Genomic DNA, 25668 nt, shown 5'->3' with positions numbered 1-25668 from the left:
CCCCCCGCCGTTATGGCTCCTGGGAGGAAGCTGCGGGCTGCTTCTGCACGATGTGCCGCTTGCGGCGCCTCCTCGCGATATCGATCTGTACGCGGATCTGGAGGCTGTGGACAGGCTCCATTTCGCTCTTGGACGATATGCTTGCGGGAAACCGGCCGAAGACTGGAGCCGCGGATGCTTTTCGCTAATCGGCCATTACCGGCTGGATGATTATCAATTGGAACTCGTGTGCGGGTTTAAAGTATGCAGCGGCCCATCGAAGTACAATGTGGAGACCTGCCTTCTACAGGCGGGAGCGCCCGCCAAGGATTATTCCGGCATCGGAAGGCTGCGGGTTATGCCTTTGGCCCATGAATTTGTATTCAATGTGCTGCGCGGACAGAGAGACCGTTATGAGGCAATCGCCTCTGTCATGAGGAGAAATTTGCCTGCTCACCTGCCGCTGGTTCAAACGCTAATCCGGCGCAATTCGCTGGAGCTTTCCCATATTGGGCTGCTTGGAGAGCTGCTGGGGGTAACCGCGCTCTGTTCATAATATTGCTGTTCGTACTTGGAGCGCTAAGAGGAGGATACTGACATCGATGAAGACGCATAGAGGATATAAGGTTGTTTTCTTGCCGGAGGGGCGGCAGACCGAAATTTCCGGGGGCGCATCGCTGCTCACTGCAGCGCGCAAGGCGGGCGTTAAAATAGCTACCCGCTGCGACGGGAAAGCTGGATGCCTCATGTGCAAGGTCAAGGTTGAGGATGAGACTGCAGGCGGGGTTAAGCCCCCTGGAGATATCGAACGGCGGAAGCTGGGCAGCCAGCTCGGCGATGGCGTCCGTCTGGCTTGTCAGGCCATTGTGCAGGGAGACATTCGTGTGACCGTTCCCGAAGACCCTTTGAAAGCTGCCATTCGGCGGAGGCTGGAAGAGGCGCGGCGCGGCCGCGAGGATGAATTGTGGTAAGTGTGCTGAAGGAGAGGCCGTCAAGCCGGGCAGGAGTCATTCGAGGAGTCATTCTGCCGCCATTACGTTCCGTGGGCGTGCTGGGAACGGTGGTCCTTCCTCTCTTCCTGTCCGCCTGCCTATCTAACGGCAGGGAGGAAGGAAAGACCGCCGTCAGCTACCGTGAAAGTGTGAGCCGGGTTCAGTCGGCTGTCGACGATTTCTATAAGGAGGAGGGCTTGCTTCCAATCTTGAACGCGGACGGGGCCACCCCAAGGTTCGAGAAATTTCGGATAGACCTGGACAAGCTGAACAAAAAGGGTTATTTGGATGATATTCCGGCGGTCGCCTTCGAAAAGGGAGGCAGCGCCTATTTTTTGCTGCTGAATGAGGAAAGAGATCCGACGGTTAAGGTGATGGATTTGGTTACGGTTCAGGCTGTGAACGATGTCCAGCGGAAGGTGAATCTGTACCGTTCGGCCCATAACGGAGAGCTGCCCGCCGCCGGAGAACTGTATCCAGGTCTGTACAAGATCGACGGCAAGAAGGCAGGAACGGAAAGGATAAAGCTAACAAGCGTGTACTCTGGCCAGGAGATGGATTTTATTATGGATAAGTCCGGTGCTGTATACGCCGATTACGCATTCGACATTATGTCTGCGATAGACAGGGCGGGAGTGCAGCCGTCCACAGGCGAGGATCTGCGCCCGCTGCTGCTGGGAAGTTCCTGGTTCGTCCCTGTCAAATCGCTCCCATATTACTGGGTGGGTGACCGGCCCGTTCCCCGCGCATCATCCGAAAAGCAAGGAGCGGAGTAACAGAATATACGTATCTTCTATGAAAGGGCAGTTGTCCGTGGGATAACTGTCTTTTTGCGTGCGATGAAAGATTAATAGTTTTGTCCGGTCTATGCTTCTTGCAAGGGGTTCTATTTCCGGCGGGATGCTCATATGCATGATGAGAAAGCTTCCGTGCTCCAGTGACGCCTGCCGTGCTCCTACTTGGAGAAACAACCTTCAAATTACGTTAGTAGGTCATAAATTTGCAGCGGGTACATATGATGATACTAGTCCAAATGCATGTCCGAGCGTTCGGAGATTACCGCGGGGCAAAGCTTACGGACCTTACGGACCAAGCTTCAGCCGGGCTGTGAGTTATAGAGTCCGGTTCATGCCGTGAAGGCGATGAACACCGGCGGCAAACGCGAAGTCGATGCTCTTCAGGCATTTTTTTTTCGGAAGTATATGAGGAGGGGATCTCTTTTGGAAAAAGTGGATATTTTCAAGGACATTGCCGAACGCACCGGCGGGGACATCTATCTGGGAGTCGTCGGCGCGGTCCGCACGGGGAAGTCAACATTTATTAAGCGCTTTATGGAAACGATCGTACTGCCTAACATAACGAGTGAGGCTGACCGTGTGCGTGCCGTGGATGAGCTGCCGCAGAGCGCCGCAGGCAAGACGATTATGACGACCGAACCCAAGTTCGTTCCGAACAACGCGGTACAGATCAAGGTTGCCGAAGGGCTCGAAGTTAACGTTAGACTCGTGGATTGTGTCGGCTACGCGGTCGATGGCGCCAAGGGCTATGAGGACGAGAACGGCCCTCGGATGATCTCCACACCCTGGTTCGAAGAGCCGATACCGTTCCAGGAAGCGGCGGAAATCGGCACCCGCAAAGTGATCCAGGAGCATTCGACGCTTGGCGTCGTCGTCACCACGGACGGCACCGTAGCGGAAATTCCGCGCAGCTCATACGTAGATTCGGAAGAGCGCGTTATCGCGGAACTTAAGGAAGTCGGCAAGCCGTTCGTAGTAGTCATCAACTCCACCCGGCCGAGAAGCGAGGAAACCCAGCAGCTCCGCAGTGAGCTGGCCGCCAAATATGATATTCCGGTCATGGCGCTTAGCGCCGCTACGATGTCCGAGGATGACGTAACGGGCGTGCTGCGTGAAGTGTTATATGAATTCCCCGTGCATGAAGTGAATGTCAATCTGCCGAGCTGGGTGATGGTACTGCCCGAGACTCACTGGCTGCGCAGCAATTACGAGAATTCCGTACGCGACACGGTTAAGGATATCCGCCGTCTGCGCGATGTAGACCGGCTGGTCTCCCAGTTCACGGAATATGACTTTATCGACAGAGCCGGACTTAGCGGCATGAATATGGGCCAGGGCGTCGCGGAGATCGACCTGTATGCGCCTGAAGAGCTGTACGACCAAGTGCTGATGGAAGTCGTCGGCGTCGAAATCCGCGGCAAGGATCATCTGCTGCAGCTGATGCAGGAATTCTCCCATGCCAAGCGGGAGTATGACCGGTTCGCGGAAGCGCTCGAAATGGTCAAGACGACAGGCTACGGCATCGCCGCGCCTTCCCTGGCCGAAATGGCGCTTGACGAGCCGGAGCTGATCCGCCAGGGTACGCGTTTTGGGGTGCGGCTGAAAGCGACGGCTCCGTCTATCCATATGATCCGTGTCGATGTCGAATCGGAATTCTCGCCGATCATCGGTACGGAGAAGCAGAGCGAAGAGCTTGTACGCTATCTGATGCAGGATTTTGAGAAAGACCCGATCAAGATCTGGGAGTCGGATATATTCGGCCGGTCGCTGCACAGCATCGTCCGGGAAGGCATTCAGGGCAAAATCGCCATGATGCCGGACAACGCCCGCTACAAGCTGCAGGAAACGCTGGGCCGCATTATTAACGAAGGGTCCGGCGGATTGATTGCTATTATCCTGTAAGCCTCTCTAAAGGTAAAAAATAGCGAAGAAATAAGAGCGGGACGCCAAGGTTCCGCTCTTTTTATGCCGTTTTGGAGGTGCAGGAAATCATTTCAGCTTGTTTTTTTCGGAACGCCTTGAAATTATGGATGGCCTGTATTACTATAAATTTGTTGCGCATCCGGGGAAAGTTGCCGGCAATGTTTAACTTTACGAAATAATCATGTATATTTTGCGTTGAAACGGAAACAGTGAACAATAACGGAGAACTTGCCAGGGAGGTGAGAAGAAATGAATAAATCTGATTTGATTAACCAAGTGACGGAAGCAACCGAACTTCCCAAGAAAGATGTTACCAAAGCAGTAGACGCCGTATTCGAGGCGATTACAGAAGCTTTGCAGGGCGGTGACAAAGTGCAGCTGGTCGGATTTGGAAACTTCGAAGTCCGCGAACGTTCCGCACGCAAAGGCCGCAATCCGCAAACCGGTGAAGAAATCGAAATTCCTTCGAGCAAAGTTCCGGCATTCAAACCGGGCAAAGCGCTTAAAGACGGAATCAAATAATGATTTCTACATAGCCGATTATTACTAAGATTCGAATTAACCATGCCGCCCTATCAGGCGGCATTTATTTTTAAGTCCGGCAAAGCGATATTTCCGAAGGGAGGACTAGCGATGAGCGAGAGCAAGAACGGAGGCGCCCCGGATGCGGTGGAGAGCGACTATATTGTCGTCAAGGCCAAAGAGAACGGCGTGCAGGTGATCGGGCTGACGAGAGGTCTGGATACCCGCTTTCATCATACCGAGAAGCTCGACAAGGGAGAGGTGCTGATTGCGCAGTTTACCGATCATACCTCGGCGATGAAAATTCGCGGCAAGGCGGAGATCATGACCAAGCACGGACAATTGGAGAGCGGCATCTAAAGCAGCAGGCATAGCCTGCTTTTTTTTGCATATAAAAAAGTATGGGTTTCACCCTTATTCCAGGTCTTCTGTGCGCGTACATTGCTGCTTAGGCGTAAAGGAGGATGAACGATGAACCGGACATGGTGGATTGGCGCGGCGATGCTGGTTACGGCAGTTTCCGCCGCTTTGCTTCCAAAGATGGAGAGCCTTCATTCTTCCATGTTGGGTGAACATAGGACGATGGAGACCCTTTCGCCAGCAAAGGATGGAATTATTCTGGGGAACGCCAATTTGGTGGATTCGGTCGGCAGCCTCCCTTTCTCCATGTCAATCGGCAGTGTCGGCTTAGAGAATGGAGTACTGTCGCTGGATTTGAAGATTACGGACAGCAGGCTTCAGCCCAGTGAGGTATATGCCGATATGGCCAAGGCGTTCCTCTTCGCTTTTCGGGATACGGAAAATATCGATCAGGTTATGCTGAGAGTCATTGCGGAGGACAAATGGCTGGGTACAGCCCGCCTGCTGCTGGCAGCGGACGCCAGGCGCCAGGAGCTGTCCGGCGAACTGCTGAGGGAGCTGCAAACGGCCGGCAATCTGCCGCTCCCTGGCCGTCTTAAGGCTGCTTTTCGAATCAGTGAAACGAGCCTCTGGAAAAATCAATTCATTCCTGCCTCATCCGGGTAAAAGTAACTAAGATGCGAGAAACGGCTGGCAGCCCGGTTGTGCGCGACCCAAAAACATGTGATATAATAGACAAGATTGAGACAAGATTATGAACAAACGATCGGTCATAATTTTTATTGGCTCGGAGGCTGAAATGAAACCGTACCGCATACCGCAAATGGCTAAAACATATACGGACTACGACATGATTCAGCGGCATACGGATCTGCCGCCATTTCCGGATGCCCGGGTATCATTGTTATATGCATTTTTGAATCATGGCGCCGCGAGGAGACCCGATGCGGAGCTGTGCTCGCTCGTTACCGCGCTCGTGCAGCTTGGATTGGATACCCATGAGTCGATCGATCTTCCGGCGGACCCTACCGGGGAGGATGATATGCGTTCACGGCAGTTGAAGGTGCTGGCGGGAGATTATTTCAGCAGCTGGTTTTATCATATATTGGCTAAAAGCGGGGAAATAGGGATCGTCGGTTCTTTAAGCGCGGCAATCGCCGATTTTAATGTGCTTAAGGCGCAGCTCTACATCAAGGCGAAAGAGATGATTCTTTCGGCCGAAGCTTACTTGCAGGCCGCGGTGCAGCTGAACATGCGGCTGTTCCTGTCTTTTACCCCGTTAATCGACCGTTCTCTTGCCGAGGCGTGGCCGAATCTGCTGTATGAATTCAGCCGTTGCGAGACGATAGCACTGGAACTGAAGCAGGGAGCTTCAACTGCCGAGGCGCTGCATGGCTACTGCTTCTGGCATGTGCTGGAGTCGGCGAATGATGAAGAGCGACGGCAGCTCCGGGAACGGAAGCTAGGGTCCAAGGATTGGAAGAAGCTGAAAATGAAGTATAAATGCGATTCCTTGCTAACGGACAAGCTGCATCAGGCGATGGATTCCATTCAGAAGATCTTTCAGGATCTCAGGGACGAGAGCCTCGCCCGCGAGCTGCGGGGGACGCTTGACCGTTTCCATCTGCAGTTGAAAATGTCGGGACAAGCAGCGGGGGAGGCATAGAATCATACATGAATAAGTCAACAGCGGCCGGTGATAACGGGATCAAGCCGAAGGAGCAGTTTGTCCATTCCGTATTCGAGAAAATCGCCGGAAAGTACGATACAATGAACGACATACTCAGCTTCCGGCGTCACAAGGCATGGAGGCGGTTTGCCATGGACAAGATGGCGATGCGCCGCGGGGATACCGCCGTCGATCTATGCTGCGGCACCTGCGACTGGAGCATCGCGATGGCTGAGAGCAGCGAGACCGGATGCGTCATGGGACTCGATTTCAGCGAGGGTATGCTCGCCGTCGGCCGCCGTAAAGTAGAAGAGCGGGGGCTTGCCGACCGGATCTCCCTGGTACAGGGCAACGCGATGAATCTTCCGTTCGGCGACTGCTCCTTCGATTACGCTACGATCGGCTTCGGTCTGCGCAATGTGCCTGATCCCGTCCAGGTGCTTAGTGAAATGAAGCGCGTGGTGAAGCCCGGCGGGATGGTTGTCTGTCTGGAATTGTCCAAGCCTACGGTTCAGCCTTTCAAAGGCATTTATTATTTCTACCTCACACGGATGCTGCCGCTGCTTGGCAAGCTGTTCGCGAAGAGCTACGAGCAGTACAGGTGGCTTCCCGAATCGCTTGCAATGTTTCCGGACCGAAGACAGCTGGAGCAGATCTTCCGTGAAACTGGTCTGAAACGCGTGAAATCCTTCCCCTTGACTGGAGGCATCGCGGCATTACACATTGGGCTCAAGGAGAATGTGGATGTTTAAGAAAATTGGTATTTTTATGCAAATGATTAAGTTTGAACACACGCTATTTGCCCTTCCGTTCGCATTTATGGGCGCTTTACTCGGTTCCATGGTGATGTCCGGTTCACTGCCTTCCTGGCGGGATATCGGATGGATTGTCATTGCCATGTTCGGCGCCCGCAGCGCCGCAATGGGACTGAACCGCTTAATTGACCGCGTAAGCGACGCCAAGAATCCGCGTACGGCAAATAGAGCCATTCCAGCGGGATTGTTGAAGGCGGGAGAAGTGATTGTCTTTGTCGCCTTTTCCTTCTTCCTGTTGTTCTGGGCCGCGTTCAAGCTGAACCCGCTGTCCGCGAAGCTGCTGCCGATTGCGGTGTTCCTGCTTGTGTTTTATTCCTTTACGAAGCGTTTTACCTGGGCCTGCCACCTGATTCTCGGCCTCACGATCGCGCTGGCCCCGCTTGGGGGATGGGTCGCAGTCACCGGCAAGGTGGATTGGACCGCCATGGTGTTTTATTTTACCATCATGTTCTGGACGGCCGGGTTTGACGTTATTTATTCCTGCCAGGATGTGGAGTTCGACAAGAAGGAAGGGCTGCACTCCATTCCGGTCCGCTTTGGTGTTGCGGGAGCGCTTAAGATTGCCAAGGTATTTCATGTATTGACCGGCATAGGCTTCATATCCTTGCTGTTCATGGCCCATCTGAGCTGGTGGTACATCGCAGGCATGCTGATTGCTTACGCTATTTTGTTCTATGAGCATCATATCGTTTCCCCAAACGATCTGAGCCGTCTGCAAACGGCGTTTTTCACGATGAACGGGGTGCTCAGCATCGTCGTATTCTCTTTTACCTTGATTGACCTGGTGGTGCAGACCAACTAAATGAGTAACTCAAGATCGAAGGGCTTTATAGTCGGCATTACGGGAGCCAGCGGCGCGATATACGGTGTTCGCTTAACGGAAACGCTGCTGTCCCTGGGACTTGCGGTGCATCTTGTTATTAGCAATGCGGGCTGGCGGGTTCTGAAAGAAGAGCTGGGCTGGAACGTCTCGGACCGGGAGGGCGTTCTGAATGATCATTTCAGTGGCCGTCCCGGTTCTCTGCACTATCACCCTATCGCAGATATCGGAGCTTCCATCGCGAGCGGCTCCTTCCGGACAGAGGGGATGATTATCATGCCCTGTTCAATGGGAACGCTGTCGGCCGTGGCGAACGGCTCCTCCGACAATTTGATGACCCGCGCCGCAGATGTGATGCTGAAGGAGGGGCGTCCGCTGGTGCTCGTTCCCAGGGAGACGCCGCTGCATGCGATACATTTGGAAAATATGCTGAAGCTGTCCCGGCTCGGCGTTCGAATGATTCCGGCCATGCCGGCTTTTTATTTCGGGCCGCAAAGTCTGGATGATTTGATCAACTTTATGGTCGGGAAGGTGCTGGACAGCTTCGGAATTGATCACGCTTTATTTCGCAGATGGGGGGATTAAGATGAAGAACGGTCCTGCCGTTATCGGCAAAATCAGCTATACCAATTCATGGCCCGTTTTTTTTAACTTTGATCCTTCTGCTCTATCTTTTCCGGCCCGAATGGTTAGCGAGGTGCCTTCCGTGCTGAATCGCGGCATGGCCCTCGGCGATATTGATGTTGGAGCGCTGTCTTCTTTTGCATTTGCCGAAGCGAGCGACAGGCTGCTGGTGCTTCCTGGGATTTCTGTCAGCTCGGACGGTCCTGTGAGGTCGATTCTGTTGTTCTCGAAGGGAACGGTGGAAGAAGCGGCGAATGGAACGATCGCTGTGACGAACACGTCGGCTACGTCGGTGAACCTGCTGAAAATTTTGCTGGAGAAGGCGGTGGGCGGAAATCCGGAATACATAAGCGCTGAGCCGAATCTGGAGAAGATGATGGAACAGGCGGATGCCTGTCTGCTGATTGGCGATCATGCGATCCGGGCGATGTGGCAGAATAAGAAGTATAGAGTTACCGACTTGGGCGAAATGTGGAAACGGTGGACGGGACTTGGGATGACCTTTGCGGTATGGGCCGTAAGCCGTAAATCGGCGCTGGATATACCGGAGGCTGTCGCTGAGATCTGCCAAGCCTTAATCGAGAGCAAGCGGCGGGGACTGCGGAATCTGGCGCCGATTGTCTCGGAGGCCTGTGATCGAATTGGCGGCGAACCCGGATACTGGTCTGGTTATTTCCAGAATTTGTGTTATGATTTTGGAGAAAGGCAGCAGGAAGGTTTAAATCTCTATTTCCGCTATGCCAATGAAATGGGGCTGCTGCCGCAGAAGGTGAAGATGGAATTTTGGAGCGATAATCTGCTGACACGGGTGAAGGAATGAAACGACTGCAATTGTTCGGCCTGCTGAATAAAGATATGGATACTCTGGAAAAAGAACTGTACCGCAGCGTCCAGGGGGATGATCCTCTGCTTACGGAAACGTCACTCCATCTGCTGAAGGCCGGCGGCAAGCGGCTGCGCCCGGTATTTGTACTCATGGGCGGTAAATTTGGCACATACGATCTGGATAAGCTGAAGCGGGTTGCCGTTCCCCTGGAGCTGATTCACAGCGCTTCCCTTGTCCACGACGATGTCATCGACGATGCCGATACGCGGCGCGGCGAGCCGACCGTTAAGGCCAAATGGGGCGACAAAATGGCAATGTACACGGGCGATTATATCTATGCCAAGGCGCTGGCCATAACGGCGGAGCTGCCGAACCCGCGCATCCATCAGATTCTATCCAAGGCGATGGTGGAGATGACGATTGGCGAGATGGAGCAGATCCGCGATTTCTTCAACAGCGGACAGAGCGTGCGCCATTATTTGCGGCGTATCCGGCGTAAAACCGCGCTGCTCATTGCCATCAGCTGCCAGCTCGGGGCGCTCGCCGCCGATGCTGAACCGGAGAATGCCGGGCTGCTCTACAAGTATGGCTACAATGTAGGGATGGCCTTCCAAATTCGCGACGATCTGCTTGATCTGTCCGGAACGGAGAAGCAGCTCGGCAAACCGCCGGGCAGCGATATGCGGCAGGGGAATATTACCCTCCCGGTTATCTACGCCCTGGAGGACGATCGGCTGCGCGGAGCCCTTCTGGATGAATTGGAATTGATCCGCGAAGGCCGCGCGGGGGCTGGCCGTGCCATCGATCTGATTCGATCCGGGAACGGCATTTCCCGAGCGGAGGAATTGTCCGCGCGTTACATCGACAAGGCGCTGGCCGCACTCGATAAGCTGCCGAACAACCGCACAAAAGGCAATTTGCGCGACATTGCCTATTTTGTAACCGGCAGGGCATACTAATAATGCTGCGTGGTCCGATTTAACAATTAACAGACAGCGGCGATTTTGGTAATATAGCTTATAATAGACCATCATTCATAAGGGAGAATGGAGAGTGAACCCTATGGAAAGAACGTATTTGATGATCAAGCCTGATGGGGTGCAGCGTGGTCTGATTGGCCGCATTGTAGCCCGTTTTGAGGACAAAGGTTTTAAGCTGGTCGCCGCCAAGCTCATCACGGCAACGGAGGAGCAGGCCAAGCATCATTATGCGGAGCATGAGGGCAAAGATTTTTTTCCGGAACTCGTCTCATTTATCACTTCCGGCCCCGTATTTGCAATGGTCTGGGAAGGCGATGACGTGATCGTTCTGTCCAGACTGCTGATCGGGAAGACGAAGGTGGGCGAAGCGCTTCCGGGAACCATCCGCGGGGATTTCGCCAGCCACACCCCCCTCAATTTGATTCACGGTTCCGACTCTCCCGAGAGCGCAGCAAGAGAAATCGCCAACTTTTTTGCTCCCGAGGAACTGAACAAGTATAACAAAGATATTACGGCCTGGATCTAATCCGGGCAAAAGGACAGGGGGAGATGACAATGATGCCTGAACGCGAAGCGGCGGCAGCGGATCGCGATTACACAGGGTTTATTCAAAATGTCAACAAAAGTACGGGCATCGATCTGTCACAGTACAAGGAAGCCCAGATGAAACGGCGTCTGACGACACTCCGCACGAAGAACGGATACCATACCTTCACCGACTTTTTTGCGGCAATGATGGCTGACAAGGGTCTGTTCTACGAGTTTCTGGACCGGATGACGATTAACGTCTCCGAATTTTGGCGCAATCCGAACCGTTGGGAAATTCTTCGCGATATTATTTTGCCTGAACTCCAGGGAAGCGGCAAAGGGCTGAAGCTGTGGAGCGCAGCTTGTTCCACCGGGGAGGAGCCTTATACACTTGCCATGATTCTTTCGGATAAAAAGATTCTGCGCGAGACCAACATTCTGGCGACCGATATTGATGAAGGCGCATTAGCCAGGGCCAACAAGGGATTATATCTCGAGCGTTCGCTTAAAGATGTGCCAAAGGACGTGGCCGACCGGTACTTTTCGCCTGAAGGGCCGATGTACAAGGTCAGCGATGAATTGAAGAAAAATATCGGCTTCCGCAAACAGAATCTGCTGCTGGACAAATTTGATACCGGGTTCGATCTTATCGTTTGCCGGAACGTAATGATCTATTTCACGGAGGAAGCCAAGGATAAGCTGTATCGCAAGTTCTCGGCCAGTCTCCGCCCCGGCGGCTATTTGTTCGTAGGAAGCACGGAGCAGATTTTTACACCTTCCAAGTACGGGTTCGAATCTACGGAAACATTCTTTTACCGCAAAAAATAATGCTGATTTTCCATTGTATTCCAGTTCCGGGTATACTTTCGGGTGCTTGCAGAGATACTGAATCATAGAGTCAGTATGCCAAGCGAAAGGTCGTAAAGAAATGGATAAAAGCAAGGTAATCGACGCATACCGCCGGGGGTTCATTACGATAAGGGAATGCGGACAAATTCTCGGTATGGAGGATGTGCAGCTTCAGCTCCTGCTTCGGCAGGAGCCGGGCAAAACGTCCTGCCTGCGGCAGAGCCGACGCGTCGGCGGTTAGAGTCCCGTTCAAGTGCAGCCATACGAAGGCGCCGCCCGCTCCAATAAAATGGAGCCCGGGCGGCGCTTTATTATTGTCCGCTGAACCAGGACCTCACTTTGTGCTGCTATCTTGATGTAACTTTCTTGTCAAAAGTGATTTCCCTATACTATAATGAGCAAAGGTCATAACGGATTTTAGCAGTTTACAGTTTGAAAGCGCGAAGGGGGAACGCAGCATGAGTTTACGTTATTTAACGGCCGGGGAGACGCACGGTCCCCAGCTTACTGCGATTATAGAGGGTATGCCCAGCAATCTTACGCTGGATTTTGAACAGCTTAATTTTCAACTGCAGCGGCGTCAAAAAGGTTACGGCCGCGGCCGCCGCATGCAAATTGAGAAAGATACCGCCCAGATTGTCGGCGGAGTGCGTCACGGAGTCACGACCGGAGCTCCAATTGCGCTGGTTGTAGAGAATAAAGACTGGACACACTGGCAGAACATCATGAATGTTGAGCCGATTCCGGGCGCAGACGAGGATAAGCGGCGGGTGAACCGTCCACGTCCGGGGCATGCGGACCTGAACGGGGGGCTTAAATACAATCTGACGGATTTGCGCAATGTCTTGGAGCGATCCAGCGCCAGGGAGACAGCGGCGCGGGTAGCCTGCGGCGCGGTGGCGCGTCAACTTCTCGAAGCATTCGGAGTGAAGATTGCCGGACAGGTCATCCGGATCGGTGAAATCGAAGCTCCTGCTAATGACCTGCCGATTGACGAACTGATTGCCCGCACCGAAGAATCCTCGGTCAGAGTAGTGGATAAAGAAACCGAGAAGAAGATGGAAGCCTACATAGACCAGATCAAGGAAGAAGGCGACTCCATCGGCGGAATCGTGGAATGTATCGTCGAAGGGCTTCCGGTCGGCCTTGGCACCTATGTACAATCCGACCGCAAGCTGGACGGAGCCATCGCCGGAGCGGTTGTGTCCATCAACGCCTTCAAAGGCGTCGAGATCGGGATTGGCTTTGAAGCGGGCAAGCTGCGCGGCTCGAAGGTTCATGACGAGATTCTGTACGATCCGGCCCGAGGGTACCACCGGGCAAGCAACCGGCTTGGCGGCTTTGAAGGCGGAATGACGAACGGCATGCAGGTGGTGGTTCGCGGCGTGATGAAGCCGATTCCGACGCTTTACAAGCCTTTGCAGAGCGTGGACATCGATACCAAGGAGCCGTTTACCGCACAGGTGGAGCGCTCCGATGCCTGCGCGGTGCCTGCAGCATGCGTCGTCATGGAGAATGTGGTTGCCTGGGAAGTCGCCAAGGCGTTCCTGGATAAGTTCGGCGGCGATTCCTTGGAAGAAATCAGAGCCAATTATAATAGCTATCTCGCCCAATTGGAGAGCTACTGATATGCGGAGGATTCAAGTAGATTTGGGTCAACGCTCCTATCCGATCGTGATCGGCAGCGGAATACTGGAGGGCATTGCCGGACTATGCGCGGAAGCCGGCTTTCCGGTGCGCAGCCCGCTGCTCATCGTCAGCGACAGCGCCGTAGCTCCTCTATATCTGGCTGATTTGGAATCGCGGCTAAAGGCCGGGGGCTATACAGTGGTCAGCCATGTCATTCCGTCGGGAGAAGCGTCCAAGTCCCTGACTGTGTACGAGGAAGTGATGACAACGGCGATCTCTGCCGGGCTAGACCGCAGTTCCGCCGTACTGGCGCTTGGAGGCGGGGTTGTTGGCGATTTAGCGGGCTTTGTGGCCGCGACCTACATGCGCGGCATCGGCTTTATGCAAATTCCGACGACGATACTGGCACATGACAGCAGCGTCGGCGGCAAGGTGGCGGTGAACCACCCGCTGGCGAAGAATATGATCGGCGCCTTCTATCAGCCGAAAATGGTCGTGTACGACCTGAACACGCTGACGTCGCTTCCTCCGCGCCAGGTGCGATCCGGTCTGGCTGAAGTTATCAAGCATGGTCTTATCTTGGACCGCGATTTCGCTTACTGGTGCCGGGACCATGCGTCCGAACTGCTCGCTCAGGAGCCGGAGGCGCTGGGCTATGCGCTGGAGCGCGGCTGCGCAATCAAGGCAGACATCGTGGGCGAGGATGAAAGGGAACATGGGCTGCGCGCCATCCTGAATCTGGGCCATACGATCGGACATGCCGTAGAAGCGGTGGGAGGCTACGGAATCTTCCTGCATGGCGAGGCCATCTCCATCGGAATGGCGGGCGCGGCGCTTCTGGCCGCCAAGCTGGGGCGTTCCCGTTCTCTTTACGAAGAGACGGTTTCCATGCTCAGCGCGCTGGAGCTTCCAACCAGACTGCCGGCGGAATACGGCGAGGAAGTCATCATCGAAGCGATGATGCATGACAAGAAATTCAAGGAAGGCCGGATAACGTTCATCGTTCCCGACGAAATTGGAGCCGTCAGCATTGTTGACGGTATCGAGGAGTCCGCGGTACGCGAGGTTATCAGGCAGCTAAAGAAGGAGGGAAGCCCATGGTAAACCGTGGCATTCGCGGAGCGACAACCGTCACACGCAACGACGAAGCGGAAATTCTGCGGGAAACCGTCCTGCTGCTGCGGGAAATGGTTGAACGCAATGACATTATTGCCGAAGATATTTGCAGTGTGTGGATCACAATGACGACCGATCTGGATGCGACTTTTCCGGCGCGCGCTATTCGGGAAATCGAGGGCTGGGAGCTGGTGCCCCTTATGTGCTCCACTGAAATTCCGGTTAAGGGCAGCCTGCCAAAGTGCATTCGCCTGATGGTGCAGGTCAATACGGACAAGAGTCAGCGTGAAATCCGCCATGTATACCTAAACGAGGCGCAGAAGCTTCGTCCCGATTTATCTGAAAGCAAATAGCGCGATTATCTGGAAGGTAAATGACAGTTTACCAAGTCCTTGCCGAGGGAACGTTTTAAACATCGATGCAAGTCTCTCTCATCATAAAGTTGTCCAGGGGTTGTCAATAAGCGTTGGTATCATGTATAGTGTAAACAGACGAGTGAAGCAGAGCCAAGATTAGATGAGCTGAGAAGAGCAGAGTGTAAGGGAATTTCAGGGTACATACAGGGCGAGGGTATGCAAGTGCAGGGACTGCCGATAAGCAGGCTTACAAGTGCATGGATATCTGATGATGGATTGCCGTCCGTTATGTATATTTCGAACATTATCGCCCTTATATGTGGGCAGCGTCTTTTGGGGAAATCGTAATTGCTTTGTTCTATTGTGCGGAGTTTTGTTTATGAATGACCCGCCGTGGACCATTTCATTTCCCAGAAGCCGGAATCCCGCTCTTATATACGCTTGTTTAATATAACCTCTACTTCGGTGGAGGTTTTTCTGCATGTTGGGCCCTGTTTTCGAAGCTAAAGACCCAGGTGACATATGATGTGCCAACCCTTTCTAAGTCCAAGGAGGAACGACAAATGACCAGTCCCAATGTAGAACAAGTGGTGTCGCTATCGCGGCAGTATAATCTGATTCCCGTAGTGAAGCGGCTGTTGGCCGATATGGAAACCCCGATCCGGATATTCCAGCGGTTCGCCGGCCGGAAGAATGCCTTTCTGCTGGAAAGCGTGGAGGGCGGCATCCAATGGGCCCGGTATTCGTTCATCGGCAGCGATCCGTTTCTGCTTATCTCCGGCAAAAAGGGAGCGATCAACGTGGAAATCGGCGGCGAGAACAGACAGCTGAAAGGCAAGCCGATCGAGGAGCTGAAGGCCCTTCTGCGTTCGTACCGCAGCCCCAAGCTTGCGGAAATGCCGCCGTTTACCGGCGGGGCGATCGGATTCTTCGGGTATGATCTGCTTCAGTATTACGAGAAGCTGCCGGCTCATGCCAGTGACGACTTAAATATGGATGATATCCGCTTCATGTTCTGCGACCGGATTATCGTATTCGACCATGTCAAACAGCAGATTTTGCTGGTCGGCAACCTGCATGTCAAGGACGGCGACACGGATTCCGATATCCGGGCGAATTACGAGAAGTTGAACAGCAAGCTGGAAGAAATGGCGGAGGAGCTGTGCAAAGAATCGCCGAAGGAAAACATGAACCGTCGGAGCATCCCGCAGGATATCGAGCTTGGAGACATTCACTCCAACCTGACGAAGGAACAGTTTATCGGTAATGTGGAGCAGGCCAAGGAATATATTCGGGCCGGCGATATTTTTCAGGTGGTGCTGTCCCAGCGGTTTCATATCAATACCGAGGTGTCGCCGCTCCATGTGTACCGGCTGCTGCGCACATTGAACCCGTCCCCGTACATGTATTATCTCAAAATGGATGAGGAGATCATCGTCGGAACATCGCCGGAGGCCTTGGTGAAGGTGGACGGTGACCGCGTAGAGACCCGCCCGATTGCCGGAACAAGACCCAGAGGCGAGAACGAGGCGCGGGACCGCGCGCTGGCGGCGGAACTGCTGGAGGATGAAAAAGAGAGAGCCGAGCACCTGATGCTCGTCGATCTTGGCCGCAACGATCTTGGCCGGGTGTCGAGGTTCGGAACCGTCAAATGCGATTCTTTCATGGAAATCGAAAAATACTCTCATGTTATGCATATGGTGTCGAATGTCTCGGGCACGCTTCGTGAGGATAAAGACTTTTTCGACGCATTCCTCTCCTGCCTGCCGGCGGGCACTGTATCCGGAGCGCCGAAGCTGCGGGCGATGGAGATTATTGCCGAGCTTGAGCGTGAGGCAAGGGGAGCGTATGCGGGAGCAATTGGTTATCTTGGCTTCTCCGGAAATATGGATTCCTGCATAACGATTCGGACGATTATTTTCCGCAAAGGCCGGGCTTATGTCCAGGCAGGGGCGGGGATTGTATGGGATTCGGTGCCGGAGAAGGAGTATGAGGAGACCGTAAACAAGGCGAAGGGCATGTTGAAAGCGATTCGGATGGCAGAGGCGATGTTCCCGGTAAAAGCGACAGCCGGCGGCAGCATCAATCAGGATTATATGTATGAGTACACTCCTTGACGCAAAGAGCGAGGGGAGCGCTTGGAGCGGGCAATAAACCAATATAAGCGGGAGGAGAAAAAGGATGAACAGCAATGCCAATCTTTTGATTCAATCCGGAATCGCCGGATTGATCGAAGGCAAGAATTTAACCCGGGAGCAGGCGAGGGATATTATGGGCGCGATTATGGAAGGAGCGGCAACGCAGGCCCAAATCGGCTCTCTGCTTACCGCTCTGCGGATTAAGGGGGAAACGGTGGAGGAAATAACCGGTTTCGCGGAAGCGATGAAGGGATACGGCACCGCGGTTGCGACGGAAAACTCGCGGCTGCTGGACACCTGCGGAACGGGCGGATCGGGTATCCACAAGACCAATATCTCCACCACTTCCGCCATTATTGCCGCCGCCGCTTCGGTGCGCGTCGCCAAACACGGCAATCGCTCCGCTTCCGGCAGAACGGGCAGCGCCGATGTACTGGAAGCGCTCGGCGTTAATATTCATTTGGATGCGGAGCAGGCCAAGCGTTGTCTGGACGAAATCGGCATCTGCTTCCTCTTCGCGCAGCTCTACCATCCGTCCATGAAGCATGCGGCAGGTCCCCGCAAGGAGCTGGGTGTGCGGACGGTGTTCAACGTGCTTGGCCCGCTGACGAACCCGGCCAGAGCGGACCGGCAGCTTCTAGGGGTATACGACAAGGAGAAGACAGAGGTGCTCGCCACGGTCCTGAAGGAGCTGGGCCTGAAGCGTGCGCTTGTGGTCAGCAGTTACGAAGGTCTTGACGAGATCAGTATTTCGGGACCGACCGCCGTGGCGGAGCTGCGGGATGGCGAGGTTACAACCTATGACATTACCCCGGAAGAGCTGGGGCTTTCCCGCCACCCGCTAGAAGCCATTCTAGGCGGCGGCCCCGCAGAGAATGCGGCCATTATCCGCGCGGTGCTGGACGGCGCGAAGACGCCGTACCGGGATATCGTGCTTGCCAACACGGGAGCCTGCATCTATGTCGCCGGTCTCACCGATACGCTCGCCGAAGGTGTACGGAAGGCGGCGGAAACGATTGATTCGGGCGCAGCGGCCCGCAAGCTGGAGCAGCTTATCGCTATAACGGAGGTGCTAAAACATGTATCTAGATAAAATCGTAGCCACGAAGATAAAAGAGGTTGAACTGCTCGCTAGGTCCTTTTCCCTCTCTGAAGCGGAAGCGCAAATCGCAAGCCTGCCGGAGACGCGCGGCTTCCGCAAGGCGCTCACACTCGGACGGAAGCGTGCTATGGGGCTGATCGCCGAGGTGAAGAAGGCATCCCCCTCCAAGGGACTGATCCGCGCGGATTTCGATCCGGTGCAGATTGCCAAGGCTTATGAGGCTGGGGGAGCGGACTGCCTCTCCGTTCTGACCGACAGCCAGTATTTTCAGGGCAGCGGCGAATATTTGCGGCAAGTCCGTGAAGCAGGGGCTCTGCCGCTCCTGCGCAAGGATTTCATCATCGACGAGAAGCAAATCTATGAAGCGCGGCTGCTCGGCGCGGACGCCGTGCTGCTGATCGCGGCCATTCTGACGCCGGCGGCGCTCTCCTCTCTCTCGGACACGGCCGCCGGACTCGGACTTGACGTACTGATTGAGGTCCATGACCGAGGCGAATTGGAGGCGGTGCTGGATACGGGCAGAGCGGAGCTTCCGCATGTGCTGCTTGGCATCAATAACCGCAACCTGCGCACGTTCGAGACCGCGCTGGCAACGACAGCCGAGCTTGCGGCGCTCGCTCCGAAAGGGGTTCCCCTGATCAGCGAGAGCGGAATCGCGGGGCCGGAGGATATCGCTTACCTGCAGACGACCGGGGCTGAGGGTGTGCTGGTTGGAGAATATTTTATGAGACAGCAGGATGTGGAGAAGGCCGTCGGCAAGCTGCTCGGCCCTGTTCTGCGGGGTAAGGATCAGGTGCGCAATGGCTGAGGCAAAAGTAAAAATCTGTGGACTTCAGGACGTTGAAGTGCTAAAATCTATGGTACACTTGCCGGTTGATTATATCGGCCTTGTCTTTGCTCCGAGCCGCAGGAAGGTGTCGCCGGAGCAGGCTTCGCGTCTGATATCCGTTCTGGCTGATTGGAGAACGGGCCAAGCTCCTATTGCCGCCGGGGTTTTTGTTGACCCGGATATGGATGAATTATATGAAATTCTTTCCGCCGCGCCGCTCGGCGTTATCCAACTTCACGGAACCGAAAGTCCGGCATTTTGCCGGGAGGTCAAAGAAGCCTTTCCGGGCGTTCAGGTATGGAAGGCTCTATCTGTTGCGGCTCAAGGCGGCGAAGTGAACGATGAACTTGCGCTTGAAAGCTACGCCGGAACGATTGACGCCGTTCTGCTCGATACGTATGACCCCGCGCAGCGTGGCGGCGCCGGACGGACCTTCGCCTGGGAACAGATCCCGGATGATCACAAGCGGGCAAGGGCAATCGGTGTGTCGCTGTATGTGGCAGGGGGACTTACACCGGACAATGTCGGCGAGCTGTTGACGGCTTACGGGCCGGATGGAGTCGACGTATCAAGCGGCGTAGAAAGTGACGGAGTGAAAAATATAGCCAAAATCACAGCTTTTGTGGAAAGGGTGAAGCAATCATGATACAGGTGCCGGACCGGCATGGACGTTTCGGAGCTTTCGGGGGACGCTTCGTACCCGAAACCTTGATGAATGCATTGATTGAGCTGGAGGAGGCTTATAACAAGTTCTCGGCCGATCCGAAGTTTCAGGAGCAGGTCGATTATTTGCTTAAGCAGTATTCCGGACGCGAGACACCGCTGTACTACGCCGAACGGCTCAGCGCGCAGCTGGGCGGGGCGAAAATATATCTGAAGCGCGAGGACCTGAACCATACCGGAGCCCATAAGATCAATAACGCGATCGGCCAGGCCATTCTCGCGAAAATGATGGGCAAGAAGAAGGTCATTGCCGAGACAGGGGCAGGCCAGCACGGCGTCGCAACCGCAACGGTCGCCGCGCTGTTGGGGATGGAATGCAAGGTATTCATGGGTGAGGAAGATACCCGCCGCCAGCAGCTTAACGTATTTCGGATGAAGCTGCTGGGCGCCGAGGTTATTCCCGTTACATCCGGATCACGGACGCTTAAGGACGCCGGCAACGAGGCGCTGCGCTACTGGGTCAGCAACGTAAACGATACATTCTATGTTCTCGGCTCTGCGGTCGGTCCGCATCCGTACCCGATGATGGTCCGCAATTTCCAGCGGGTGATCGGAGACGAGACGCGGCGGCAAATTCTGGAGGCCGAAGGAAGATTACCGGATCTCTTGGTGGCCGCTGTTGGCGGCGGCAGCAATGCCATCGGCATGTTCTATCCATTCCTTGAAGACGAGACTGTGGATATGGTCGGCGTTGAAGCCGCAGGCAAAGGGGTCGACACGCCTTATCATGCCGCAACGATGAGCAAAGGAAGCCACGGTGTGTTCCAGGGCTCGATGAGCTATCTGCTTCAGGATGAATACGGCCAGGTTATTGAGGCCCATTCCATCTCCGCAGGGCTCGATTATCCCGGAGTCGGACCGGAGCATTCCTATCTGAAAGATATCGAACGCGTTAAATATGTCCCTATTACGGATCAGGAAGCGCTCGACGCTCTTAAGCTGCTGTGCGTGACCGAAGGCATTATTCCCGCCCTGGAATCGGCTCATGCCGTGGCACAGGTTGCGAAGATTGCGCCGACTCTCTCCAAGGATGATATCATTGTCATCTGTCTTTCAGGCCGGGGAGACAAAGATGTGGAATCGATTATGGCTTATACGGAAGGAGAAGGGCTGAAATGACGACCGAAACGACGAACCGCATGGATGTGACATTCCGGCGGTTGAAGGAGCAGGGACGGGCGGCGCTCATTCCGTTTTTGACCATAGGCGATCCCGATCTGGAGACAAGTCTGGCTATTATTGCCGAACTGGAAGCGGCTGGAGCGGACATTGTTGAGCTTGGCGTTCCTTACTCCGATCCGTTGGCGGACGGCCCTGTGATCCAGCGCGCATCATCGCGGGCGCTGCGAGGGAATATACACCTGCGGACCTGTATGGAAACGGCGCTGAAGGCGCGTGAAGCCGGAAGCAAGCTGCCGTTTATTCTCTTTACTTACTACAATCCCGTGCTGCAGATGGGACTTGATACGTTTTTTGCCGAATTGAACCGGCATGAGATCAGCGGGTTGATCATTCCGGATTTGCCGGTTGAGGAGGCGGAAGAAATGCGCTCCCGCAGCCGTGAGGCGGGCATTAACCTGGTTCCTCTTGTCGCGCCGACCTCCAGCGAGCGCATCGCGAAGATCGTTTCCGGCGCGAGCGGATTCGTATACTGCGTATCCTCGCTTGGAGTAACAGGGGTACGTGCATCTTTCCATGATGACGTGGACCGGTTCATTGAATCCGTCCGTCAGGCGACCGATCTTCCGGTAGCCGTCGGATTCGGCATCTCGACTCCCGAGCAGGTTGCCAGATTTTCCAAAATCTGCGATGGCGTCGTGGTCGGGAGCGCTATCGTACGCAAGATTGAGGAAGTGATTTTTCTTCTCGAAGATCCGGCGAAGCGCGCCGATGGACTGTTGCAAATCCGTGATTTTGTGGCACAATTAAGACCATAGTTTTTTTGAAAATATAAGACTTTATAAGCTTCGCGCCTTTCGTTTGGTCTTATATTTCTACGAGAAACGGATGCCCTCCTCCTGCGAGGACGGCGAAGCCGTTTCTTCTTGCACCGATAGATTATTACCGAGAGAGAGGATCGTTCATGAAGCCGAAACCCCATATTGTTGGCCTTCCGGTCTACAAGCCCGGCAAGCCTATAGAAGAAGTGAAGAAAGAATACGGTCTTGAAGAGGTTATTAAGCTGGCCTCTAATGAGAATCCTTACGGCTCTTCACCAAGCGCAAAAGCCGCCATTCAGGCGGAACTGGACAATCTCAACCTGTATCCCGACGGCTCCGCCGCCGAATTGACCGCTTCCCTCGCAGCCCATTTGGGGGTAAGCAGCGACAATATCATTTTCGGCTGCGGCTCGGACGAGATCATTGCGCTTATCTCCCGCGCCTTCTTCCTGCCTGGCGACGAGACGATTATGGCCGACCAGACCTTCTCCGTCTATAAGAGCAACGCGGATATCGAAGGCGCGGTGAGCATCGAAGTCCCGCTGGTTCAAGGCACACACGATTTGGATGGGATGCTTGCCCGAATTACGGGCAAGACCAAAGTGATCTGGGTCTGCAACCCGAATAATCCAACAGGTACGATTGTATCCGGATCAGCGTTGACGGCCTTCCTGGATGCGGTCCCGGACCATGTAATGGTTGTGCTTGACGAAGCCTATTATGAGTATGTGACTGACCCGTCCTACTCCGATGGTATCAAGCTTCTGGACCGCTACCCCAACCTTGTCGTGCTGCGCACCTTCTCCAAGATATACGGGCTAGCGGCGCTGCGGATCGGATACGGGGTTGCCAGACCCGAAATTATTACGCTCATTAATCAGGTGCGCGAACCTTTCAACACTTCCCGTCTTGCGCAGGCTGCCGCGATTGCGGCTCTGGGAGACCAGGGCTATGTGGATGAATGCCGCCGCTTAAACAGCGCCGGACGGGTTCAGCTTGAGGGTGAATTTGGGCGTCTTGGGCTGGAATACTTCCCGGCGCACGGGAACTTCATTATGGTTGATGTCCGTGTGTCTGCGTTTGACATTTTCGAGCTGCTGCTCCGCAAAGGCGTTATCGTGCGAGCCGGACACCGCCTTTATCCTACCTACATCCGGGCTACCGTCGGCTCGCAGGAGCAGAACCAGGTCTTTATCGAGGTATTGGAGGCCGCGCTCAAAGAGCAGGGAGTTCTGGTATAGCACGGACAGCGTAAGGAATCTACAGAAGGCGAGTTGTTTAAAGACATGACGACTAAGATTGCAATATTCGGCGTCGGGCTGATCGGCGGCTCCCTGGCTCTGTGCTTTAAGGGCAGAGAAGGGCTGCATGTGGTGGGGCACGCCCATCGCCCGGAGTCGGCTGCCAAATATGTAAGCAGAGGTGTTGTCGACAGCGCAACGCTGTCATTTGAAGAGGCGGCGCTGGACGCGGATTTTATTTTTTTGTGCGTCCCGGTTGGGATGCTGGAAGATTATTTACTCAGGCTGAGCAAGCTGCCGCTCAAGAAGGGCTGCATTATTACGGATGTGGGCAGCACCAAAGCGAGCATTGCTGCCTGCGCGGCTTCGATTGACCTGCCTGACGTCTATTTTATCGGCGGTCATCCGATGGCTGGCTCGGAGCGATCCGGTGTGGAGGCAGCCTCATCGCTGCTCTTCGAGAATGCCTATTATGTGCTTACTCCGCCCCCGGATATCCCGGAAGAGGCGTACGAGGCCCTAAAGACGCTGCTGGTACATACGAGAGCGCAGATTGTCCGGCTGGAGCCCCAGCGGCATGATGAGATTGTCGGAGCGATCAGCCATTTGCCCCATATAATCGCCGTAGCGCTCGTGAATCAGGTTCACGGGTATGACTCCGCCGATTCGCTGTACAGCACGCTGGCTGCGGGAGGATTCCGTGATATTACGCGGATTGCGTCGAGCGAGCCCGTTATTTGGCGGGATATTTTGCTGAATAACCGCTCGGTTATGCTGGAGCTGCTGAAGGACTGGAACGAAGAGATTTCCGCTTTCGTGGAGTTGCTGGAGAACGAAGACGGAGAAGGGATCGAGCAAGCGTTCCAGGAAGCGGGCGGATTCCGCAGCAAGCTCCCTGACCGGCGCAAGGGCATGATTACCCCGCTGTTTGATCTGCATATCGACGTTCCCGATCATCCCGGCATTATCGGACGAATCGCAACGGAGCTGGGCGATCAGGGCATCAACCTGAGCAATGTGCAGATTATTGAGAGCCGGGAGGATGTTCCGGGTATTATGCGCCTGTCTTTCCGCCAGGAGAGCGATATGGAACGCGCCAAAGTGCTGCTGCAGCGGCATGACTACACAGTATACGTATAACGCTTAAAGCAAGGCCGGGCCAGCGCCCGGCTTTTTTGAAATATCAGGTTAAGGATAAGCTTCGCGCTTATCCTTTCTGATATTTTTACGAGAAACGGATGCCTCCCTCTTCCAGAGGACGGCGCAGCCGTTTCTTCTTATCTGAAATCAGCCTGAAAAAGATGTCGCCCTGCCAGCGTGAACCGATGCCAGAGATCCATGCAAAGCTCAGTTGTTAAGCCAGCGATATATAAAAAGGCAAAAAAAAGACCGCTTACGAATAAGCGGCCACAGTTCACCGTATTGGAACTGTACAGTTTTGGATAGGAGTGGAGAGAAACCATACTGTACTTTTATTATATGTATCCGTTTTCATTTTGTCAACGCTTTCAATAAAGTTTTTGGGAGATATTCGCAGTGCTTCACATCTGCCTGGATATAGCCGATAAATCTAGGGTGCAGAGCACCGCTGATTTCCTTTTGTCGAAGACGAAGCTCGTGAAGGTAAATCAGGACTTGAGTCATAAGTCTATTAATGTCATTGGAAACCGAATTGTGGTACAATAGGAAAGTATTTTTATAGAATTGGTTGTCACCAAACGTACGAATTTCCGCAGCTGGTCGTTAGCCTTAATGAATATACATAGAAATCGTATGAAAATCAGATTTTTTTCAGAAAGACCGCAACTTTTTTTGTCCTGTTCGGTAATAATGGTAACGAACGGGATATAACGCGCTATGGCGAGGAGGAAACGCCCACCATGACGGATTCCCAGTTAATCCAGCAAATCAAGCAAGGAAATACAGAACTTTATTCAGAACTCATGCGACGCTATCAACGCAAAATACTGGCATTTGTCTATCATATGTTGAAGAATTCCCAAATGGAGCTTATCGCCGAAGATCTCTGTTCGGAAACATTCTACAAGGCCTTCCGCAGCCTTCATTCCTTTCGTGAGGTAGACGCGTCCTTTTCCACATGGCTGTACACCATCGCACGCAATACTGTGCTTAGCGAGCTTCGCAAGAACCGCGGGGGGAATGTATCGCTTGAAGAAAGCGGCTATACGCCGGTCGCACCGCTGGAAGTGGCTCCAGAGCAGGCCGTGCTGCGTAATGAACGGATGAACCTTGTGCGTAAAGCCATCAACAATCTCCCGGAAAAACAGCGGTCCGCGCTGATTCTGCGGGAGTACGACCAAATGGACTATCAGGAAATCGCAAATATTCTTGATCAGAGCGTCAGCTCGGTCAAATCGCTGCTGTTCCGTGCGAGAAGCAGCGTTAAGCTTCAGCTTGAATCCTATTTTTACGAACCCGCTTATGAACAACATCTTGAGAGGATGAAAAGCCAATGAACTGCAGAGAAGCGCAGAATCTGATTCCGCTTCTTTGGGATGCTCCTCCCGGTAAACCGGAGCGAATAAGTCTAATGCAGCACATCTCCGGCTGCTCCTACTGCGCAGCTGAATGGCAGATGTGGGAAGAAAGCCGCCGGCTGATCACAGACATGAAGTCTGAGGTGAGCGAGGAACGCGCCGAGGTCATTAACGCCCGAGTGATGGAACGGATTTATTTGGAAAGCCCCTGGCTGATGCCTGGGGACGGCAGGTCGGCCGGCAAACCCGGTATCTTCCGGCGGCGGATCAGTCTGTGGATTGCCTGTTTTCTGGCGGTATTCCTGTGCAGCTTCATCTACTATACAATGGTGCAGACGCCGGGTAACACCACCATGGCGCAGAGCGGAATTGTACCGACCGGGATTGCCGGTTCGTCCAATGATTGGCAGTC

Annotated in this window: 29 protein-coding genes; all 29 read left to right on the top strand. The window is 54.2% G+C overall.

All coding sequences use genetic code 11. The features are described 5' to 3' along the window. A partial coding sequence (locus tag L691_RS32875; RefSeq protein ID WP_025691454.1) for a hypothetical protein occupies positions 1 to 535 on the top strand: 535 nt, incomplete at its 5' end. A gap of 46 nt (positions 536 to 581) precedes the next feature. Beyond that, positions 582 to 950, top strand: a complete 369-nt coding sequence (locus L691_RS0115960; RefSeq protein ID WP_025691453.1) for a 2Fe-2S iron-sulfur cluster-binding protein — start codon at positions 582 to 584, stop codon at positions 948 to 950. After that, complete coding sequence (locus L691_RS0115955) at positions 944 to 1747, top strand: DUF3939 domain-containing protein (RefSeq protein WP_025691452.1); 804 nt, start codon at positions 944 to 946, stop codon at positions 1745 to 1747. Before L691_RS0115960 ends, L691_RS0115955 begins: the two co-directional genes overlap by 7 nt. 444 nt (positions 1748 to 2191) lie before the next feature. Beyond that, positions 2192 to 3670, top strand: a complete 1479-nt coding sequence (gene spoIVA, locus L691_RS0115950) for a stage IV sporulation protein A (protein WP_025691451.1) — start codon at positions 2192 to 2194, stop codon at positions 3668 to 3670. A gap of 270 nt (positions 3671 to 3940) precedes the next feature. Continuing rightward, positions 3941 to 4213 (top strand): HU family DNA-binding protein, encoded by a 273-nt coding sequence (locus tag L691_RS0115940; RefSeq protein ID WP_025691450.1) that lies wholly within the window; start codon positions 3941 to 3943, stop codon positions 4211 to 4213. A 111-nt stretch (positions 4214 to 4324) separates the two neighbouring features. After that, positions 4325 to 4573: a trp RNA-binding attenuation protein MtrB gene (gene mtrB, locus L691_RS0115935; protein WP_025691449.1), complete on the top strand. Its 249-nt coding sequence runs from the start codon at positions 4325 to 4327 to the stop codon at positions 4571 to 4573. Between the two features lie 111 nt (positions 4574 to 4684). After that, positions 4685 to 5239 carry a hypothetical protein gene (locus tag L691_RS0115930; RefSeq protein ID WP_025691448.1) on the top strand — a complete coding sequence of 185 codons (555 nt, stop codon included), beginning with the start codon at positions 4685 to 4687 and terminating at the stop codon, positions 5237 to 5239. Between the two features lie 133 nt (positions 5240 to 5372). Continuing rightward, on the top strand, positions 5373 to 6239 hold the full coding sequence (locus L691_RS0115925) for a heptaprenyl diphosphate synthase component 1 (protein ID WP_025691447.1): 867 nt from the start codon (positions 5373 to 5375) through the stop codon (positions 6237 to 6239). Positions 6240 to 6247: 8 nt separating this feature from the next. Continuing rightward, positions 6248 to 6994, top strand: a complete 747-nt coding sequence (locus L691_RS0115920; protein ID WP_025691446.1) for a demethylmenaquinone methyltransferase — start codon at positions 6248 to 6250, stop codon at positions 6992 to 6994. After that, positions 6987 to 7859, top strand: a complete 873-nt coding sequence (locus tag L691_RS0115915) for a UbiA-like polyprenyltransferase (RefSeq protein ID WP_025691445.1) — start codon at positions 6987 to 6989, stop codon at positions 7857 to 7859. The genes L691_RS0115920 and L691_RS0115915 overlap by 8 nt, the downstream gene beginning before the upstream one ends. Then, positions 7860 to 8462, top strand: coding sequence for a UbiX family flavin prenyltransferase (locus L691_RS0115910; RefSeq protein ID WP_025691444.1), 603 nt, complete (start codon positions 7860 to 7862; stop codon positions 8460 to 8462). A gap of 1 nt (position 8463) precedes the next feature. Then, positions 8464 to 9321, top strand: a complete 858-nt coding sequence (locus tag L691_RS0115905; RefSeq protein WP_025691443.1) for a menaquinone biosynthetic enzyme MqnA/MqnD family protein — start codon at positions 8464 to 8466, stop codon at positions 9319 to 9321. After that, positions 9318 to 10286: a polyprenyl synthetase family protein gene (locus L691_RS0115900; protein ID WP_025691442.1), complete on the top strand. Its 969-nt coding sequence runs from the start codon at positions 9318 to 9320 to the stop codon at positions 10284 to 10286. The genes L691_RS0115905 and L691_RS0115900 overlap by 4 nt, the downstream gene beginning before the upstream one ends. A 103-nt stretch (positions 10287 to 10389) precedes the next feature. Next, positions 10390 to 10833, top strand: a complete 444-nt coding sequence (ndk, locus tag L691_RS0115895; protein ID WP_025691441.1) for a nucleoside-diphosphate kinase — start codon at positions 10390 to 10392, stop codon at positions 10831 to 10833. Positions 10834 to 10865: 32 nt separating this feature from the next. Beyond that, the gene (locus L691_RS0115890; protein WP_025691440.1) at positions 10866 to 11663 is read left to right on the top strand and encodes a CheR family methyltransferase; all 798 of its coding nucleotides are present in this window, start codon (positions 10866 to 10868) and stop codon (positions 11661 to 11663) included. A 100-nt stretch (positions 11664 to 11763) separates the two neighbouring features. Then, positions 11764 to 11925 (top strand): hypothetical protein, encoded by a 162-nt coding sequence (locus tag L691_RS32870; RefSeq protein WP_169733325.1) that lies wholly within the window; start codon positions 11764 to 11766, stop codon positions 11923 to 11925. Between the two features lie 217 nt (positions 11926 to 12142). After that, complete coding sequence (gene aroC / locus L691_RS0115880) at positions 12143 to 13312, top strand: chorismate synthase (protein WP_025691439.1); 1170 nt, start codon at positions 12143 to 12145, stop codon at positions 13310 to 13312. Between the two features lies 1 nt (position 13313). Next, a complete protein-coding gene (gene aroB, locus L691_RS0115875) occupies positions 13314 to 14417 on the top strand; it encodes a 3-dehydroquinate synthase (protein ID WP_025691438.1) in 1104 nt (367 codons plus the stop codon). Beyond that, entirely contained in the window at positions 14411 to 14782 is a 372-nt protein-coding gene (gene aroH / locus L691_RS0115870) for a chorismate mutase (protein WP_025691437.1), read from the top strand. Before aroB ends, aroH begins: the two co-directional genes overlap by 7 nt. A 566-nt stretch (positions 14783 to 15348) precedes the next feature. Next, on the top strand, positions 15349 to 16902 hold the full coding sequence (gene trpE, locus L691_RS0115865; protein WP_025691436.1) for an anthranilate synthase component I: 1554 nt from the start codon (positions 15349 to 15351) through the stop codon (positions 16900 to 16902). A gap of 64 nt (positions 16903 to 16966) precedes the next feature. Beyond that, entirely contained in the window at positions 16967 to 18016 is a 1050-nt protein-coding gene (gene trpD, locus L691_RS0115860; RefSeq protein ID WP_025691435.1) for an anthranilate phosphoribosyltransferase, read from the top strand. Then, complete coding sequence (trpC, locus tag L691_RS0115855) at positions 18003 to 18833, top strand: indole-3-glycerol phosphate synthase TrpC (protein ID WP_025691434.1); 831 nt, start codon at positions 18003 to 18005, stop codon at positions 18831 to 18833. Before trpD ends, trpC begins: the two co-directional genes overlap by 14 nt. After that, entirely contained in the window at positions 18826 to 19500 is a 675-nt protein-coding gene (locus L691_RS0115850) for a phosphoribosylanthranilate isomerase (protein WP_025691433.1), read from the top strand. Before trpC ends, L691_RS0115850 begins: the two co-directional genes overlap by 8 nt. Continuing rightward, entirely contained in the window at positions 19497 to 20696 is a 1200-nt protein-coding gene (trpB, locus tag L691_RS0115845; RefSeq protein WP_025691432.1) for a tryptophan synthase subunit beta, read from the top strand. Before L691_RS0115850 ends, trpB begins: the two co-directional genes overlap by 4 nt. Further along, the gene (trpA, locus tag L691_RS0115840; RefSeq protein ID WP_025691431.1) at positions 20693 to 21514 is read left to right on the top strand and encodes a tryptophan synthase subunit alpha; all 822 of its coding nucleotides are present in this window, start codon (positions 20693 to 20695) and stop codon (positions 21512 to 21514) included. Before trpB ends, trpA begins: the two co-directional genes overlap by 4 nt. A gap of 146 nt (positions 21515 to 21660) precedes the next feature. Beyond that, a complete protein-coding gene (gene hisC / locus L691_RS0115835; protein ID WP_025691430.1) occupies positions 21661 to 22758 on the top strand; it encodes a histidinol-phosphate transaminase in 1098 nt (365 codons plus the stop codon). A 45-nt stretch (positions 22759 to 22803) separates the two neighbouring features. Next, positions 22804 to 23898: a prephenate dehydrogenase gene (locus L691_RS0115830; protein ID WP_025691429.1), complete on the top strand. Its 1095-nt coding sequence runs from the start codon at positions 22804 to 22806 to the stop codon at positions 23896 to 23898. Positions 23899 to 24638: 740 nt separating this feature from the next. After that, positions 24639 to 25235: an RNA polymerase sigma factor gene (locus tag L691_RS0115820; protein ID WP_025691428.1), complete on the top strand. Its 597-nt coding sequence runs from the start codon at positions 24639 to 24641 to the stop codon at positions 25233 to 25235. Further along, a partial coding sequence (locus L691_RS30735) for a hypothetical protein (RefSeq protein WP_156934253.1) occupies positions 25232 to 25668 on the top strand: 437 nt, incomplete at its 3' end. The genes L691_RS0115820 and L691_RS30735, both read left to right, overlap by 4 nt.

The sequence above is a fragment of the Paenibacillus zanthoxyli JH29 genome, assembly GCF_000520715.1.
In the GTDB taxonomy this organism is placed as follows: domain Bacteria; phylum Bacillota; class Bacilli; order Paenibacillales; family Paenibacillaceae; genus Paenibacillus_AQ; species Paenibacillus_AQ zanthoxyli.
Note: the sequence above shows the minus strand (reverse complement) of the source record. Positions and strands in the feature narration are given on the sequence as shown.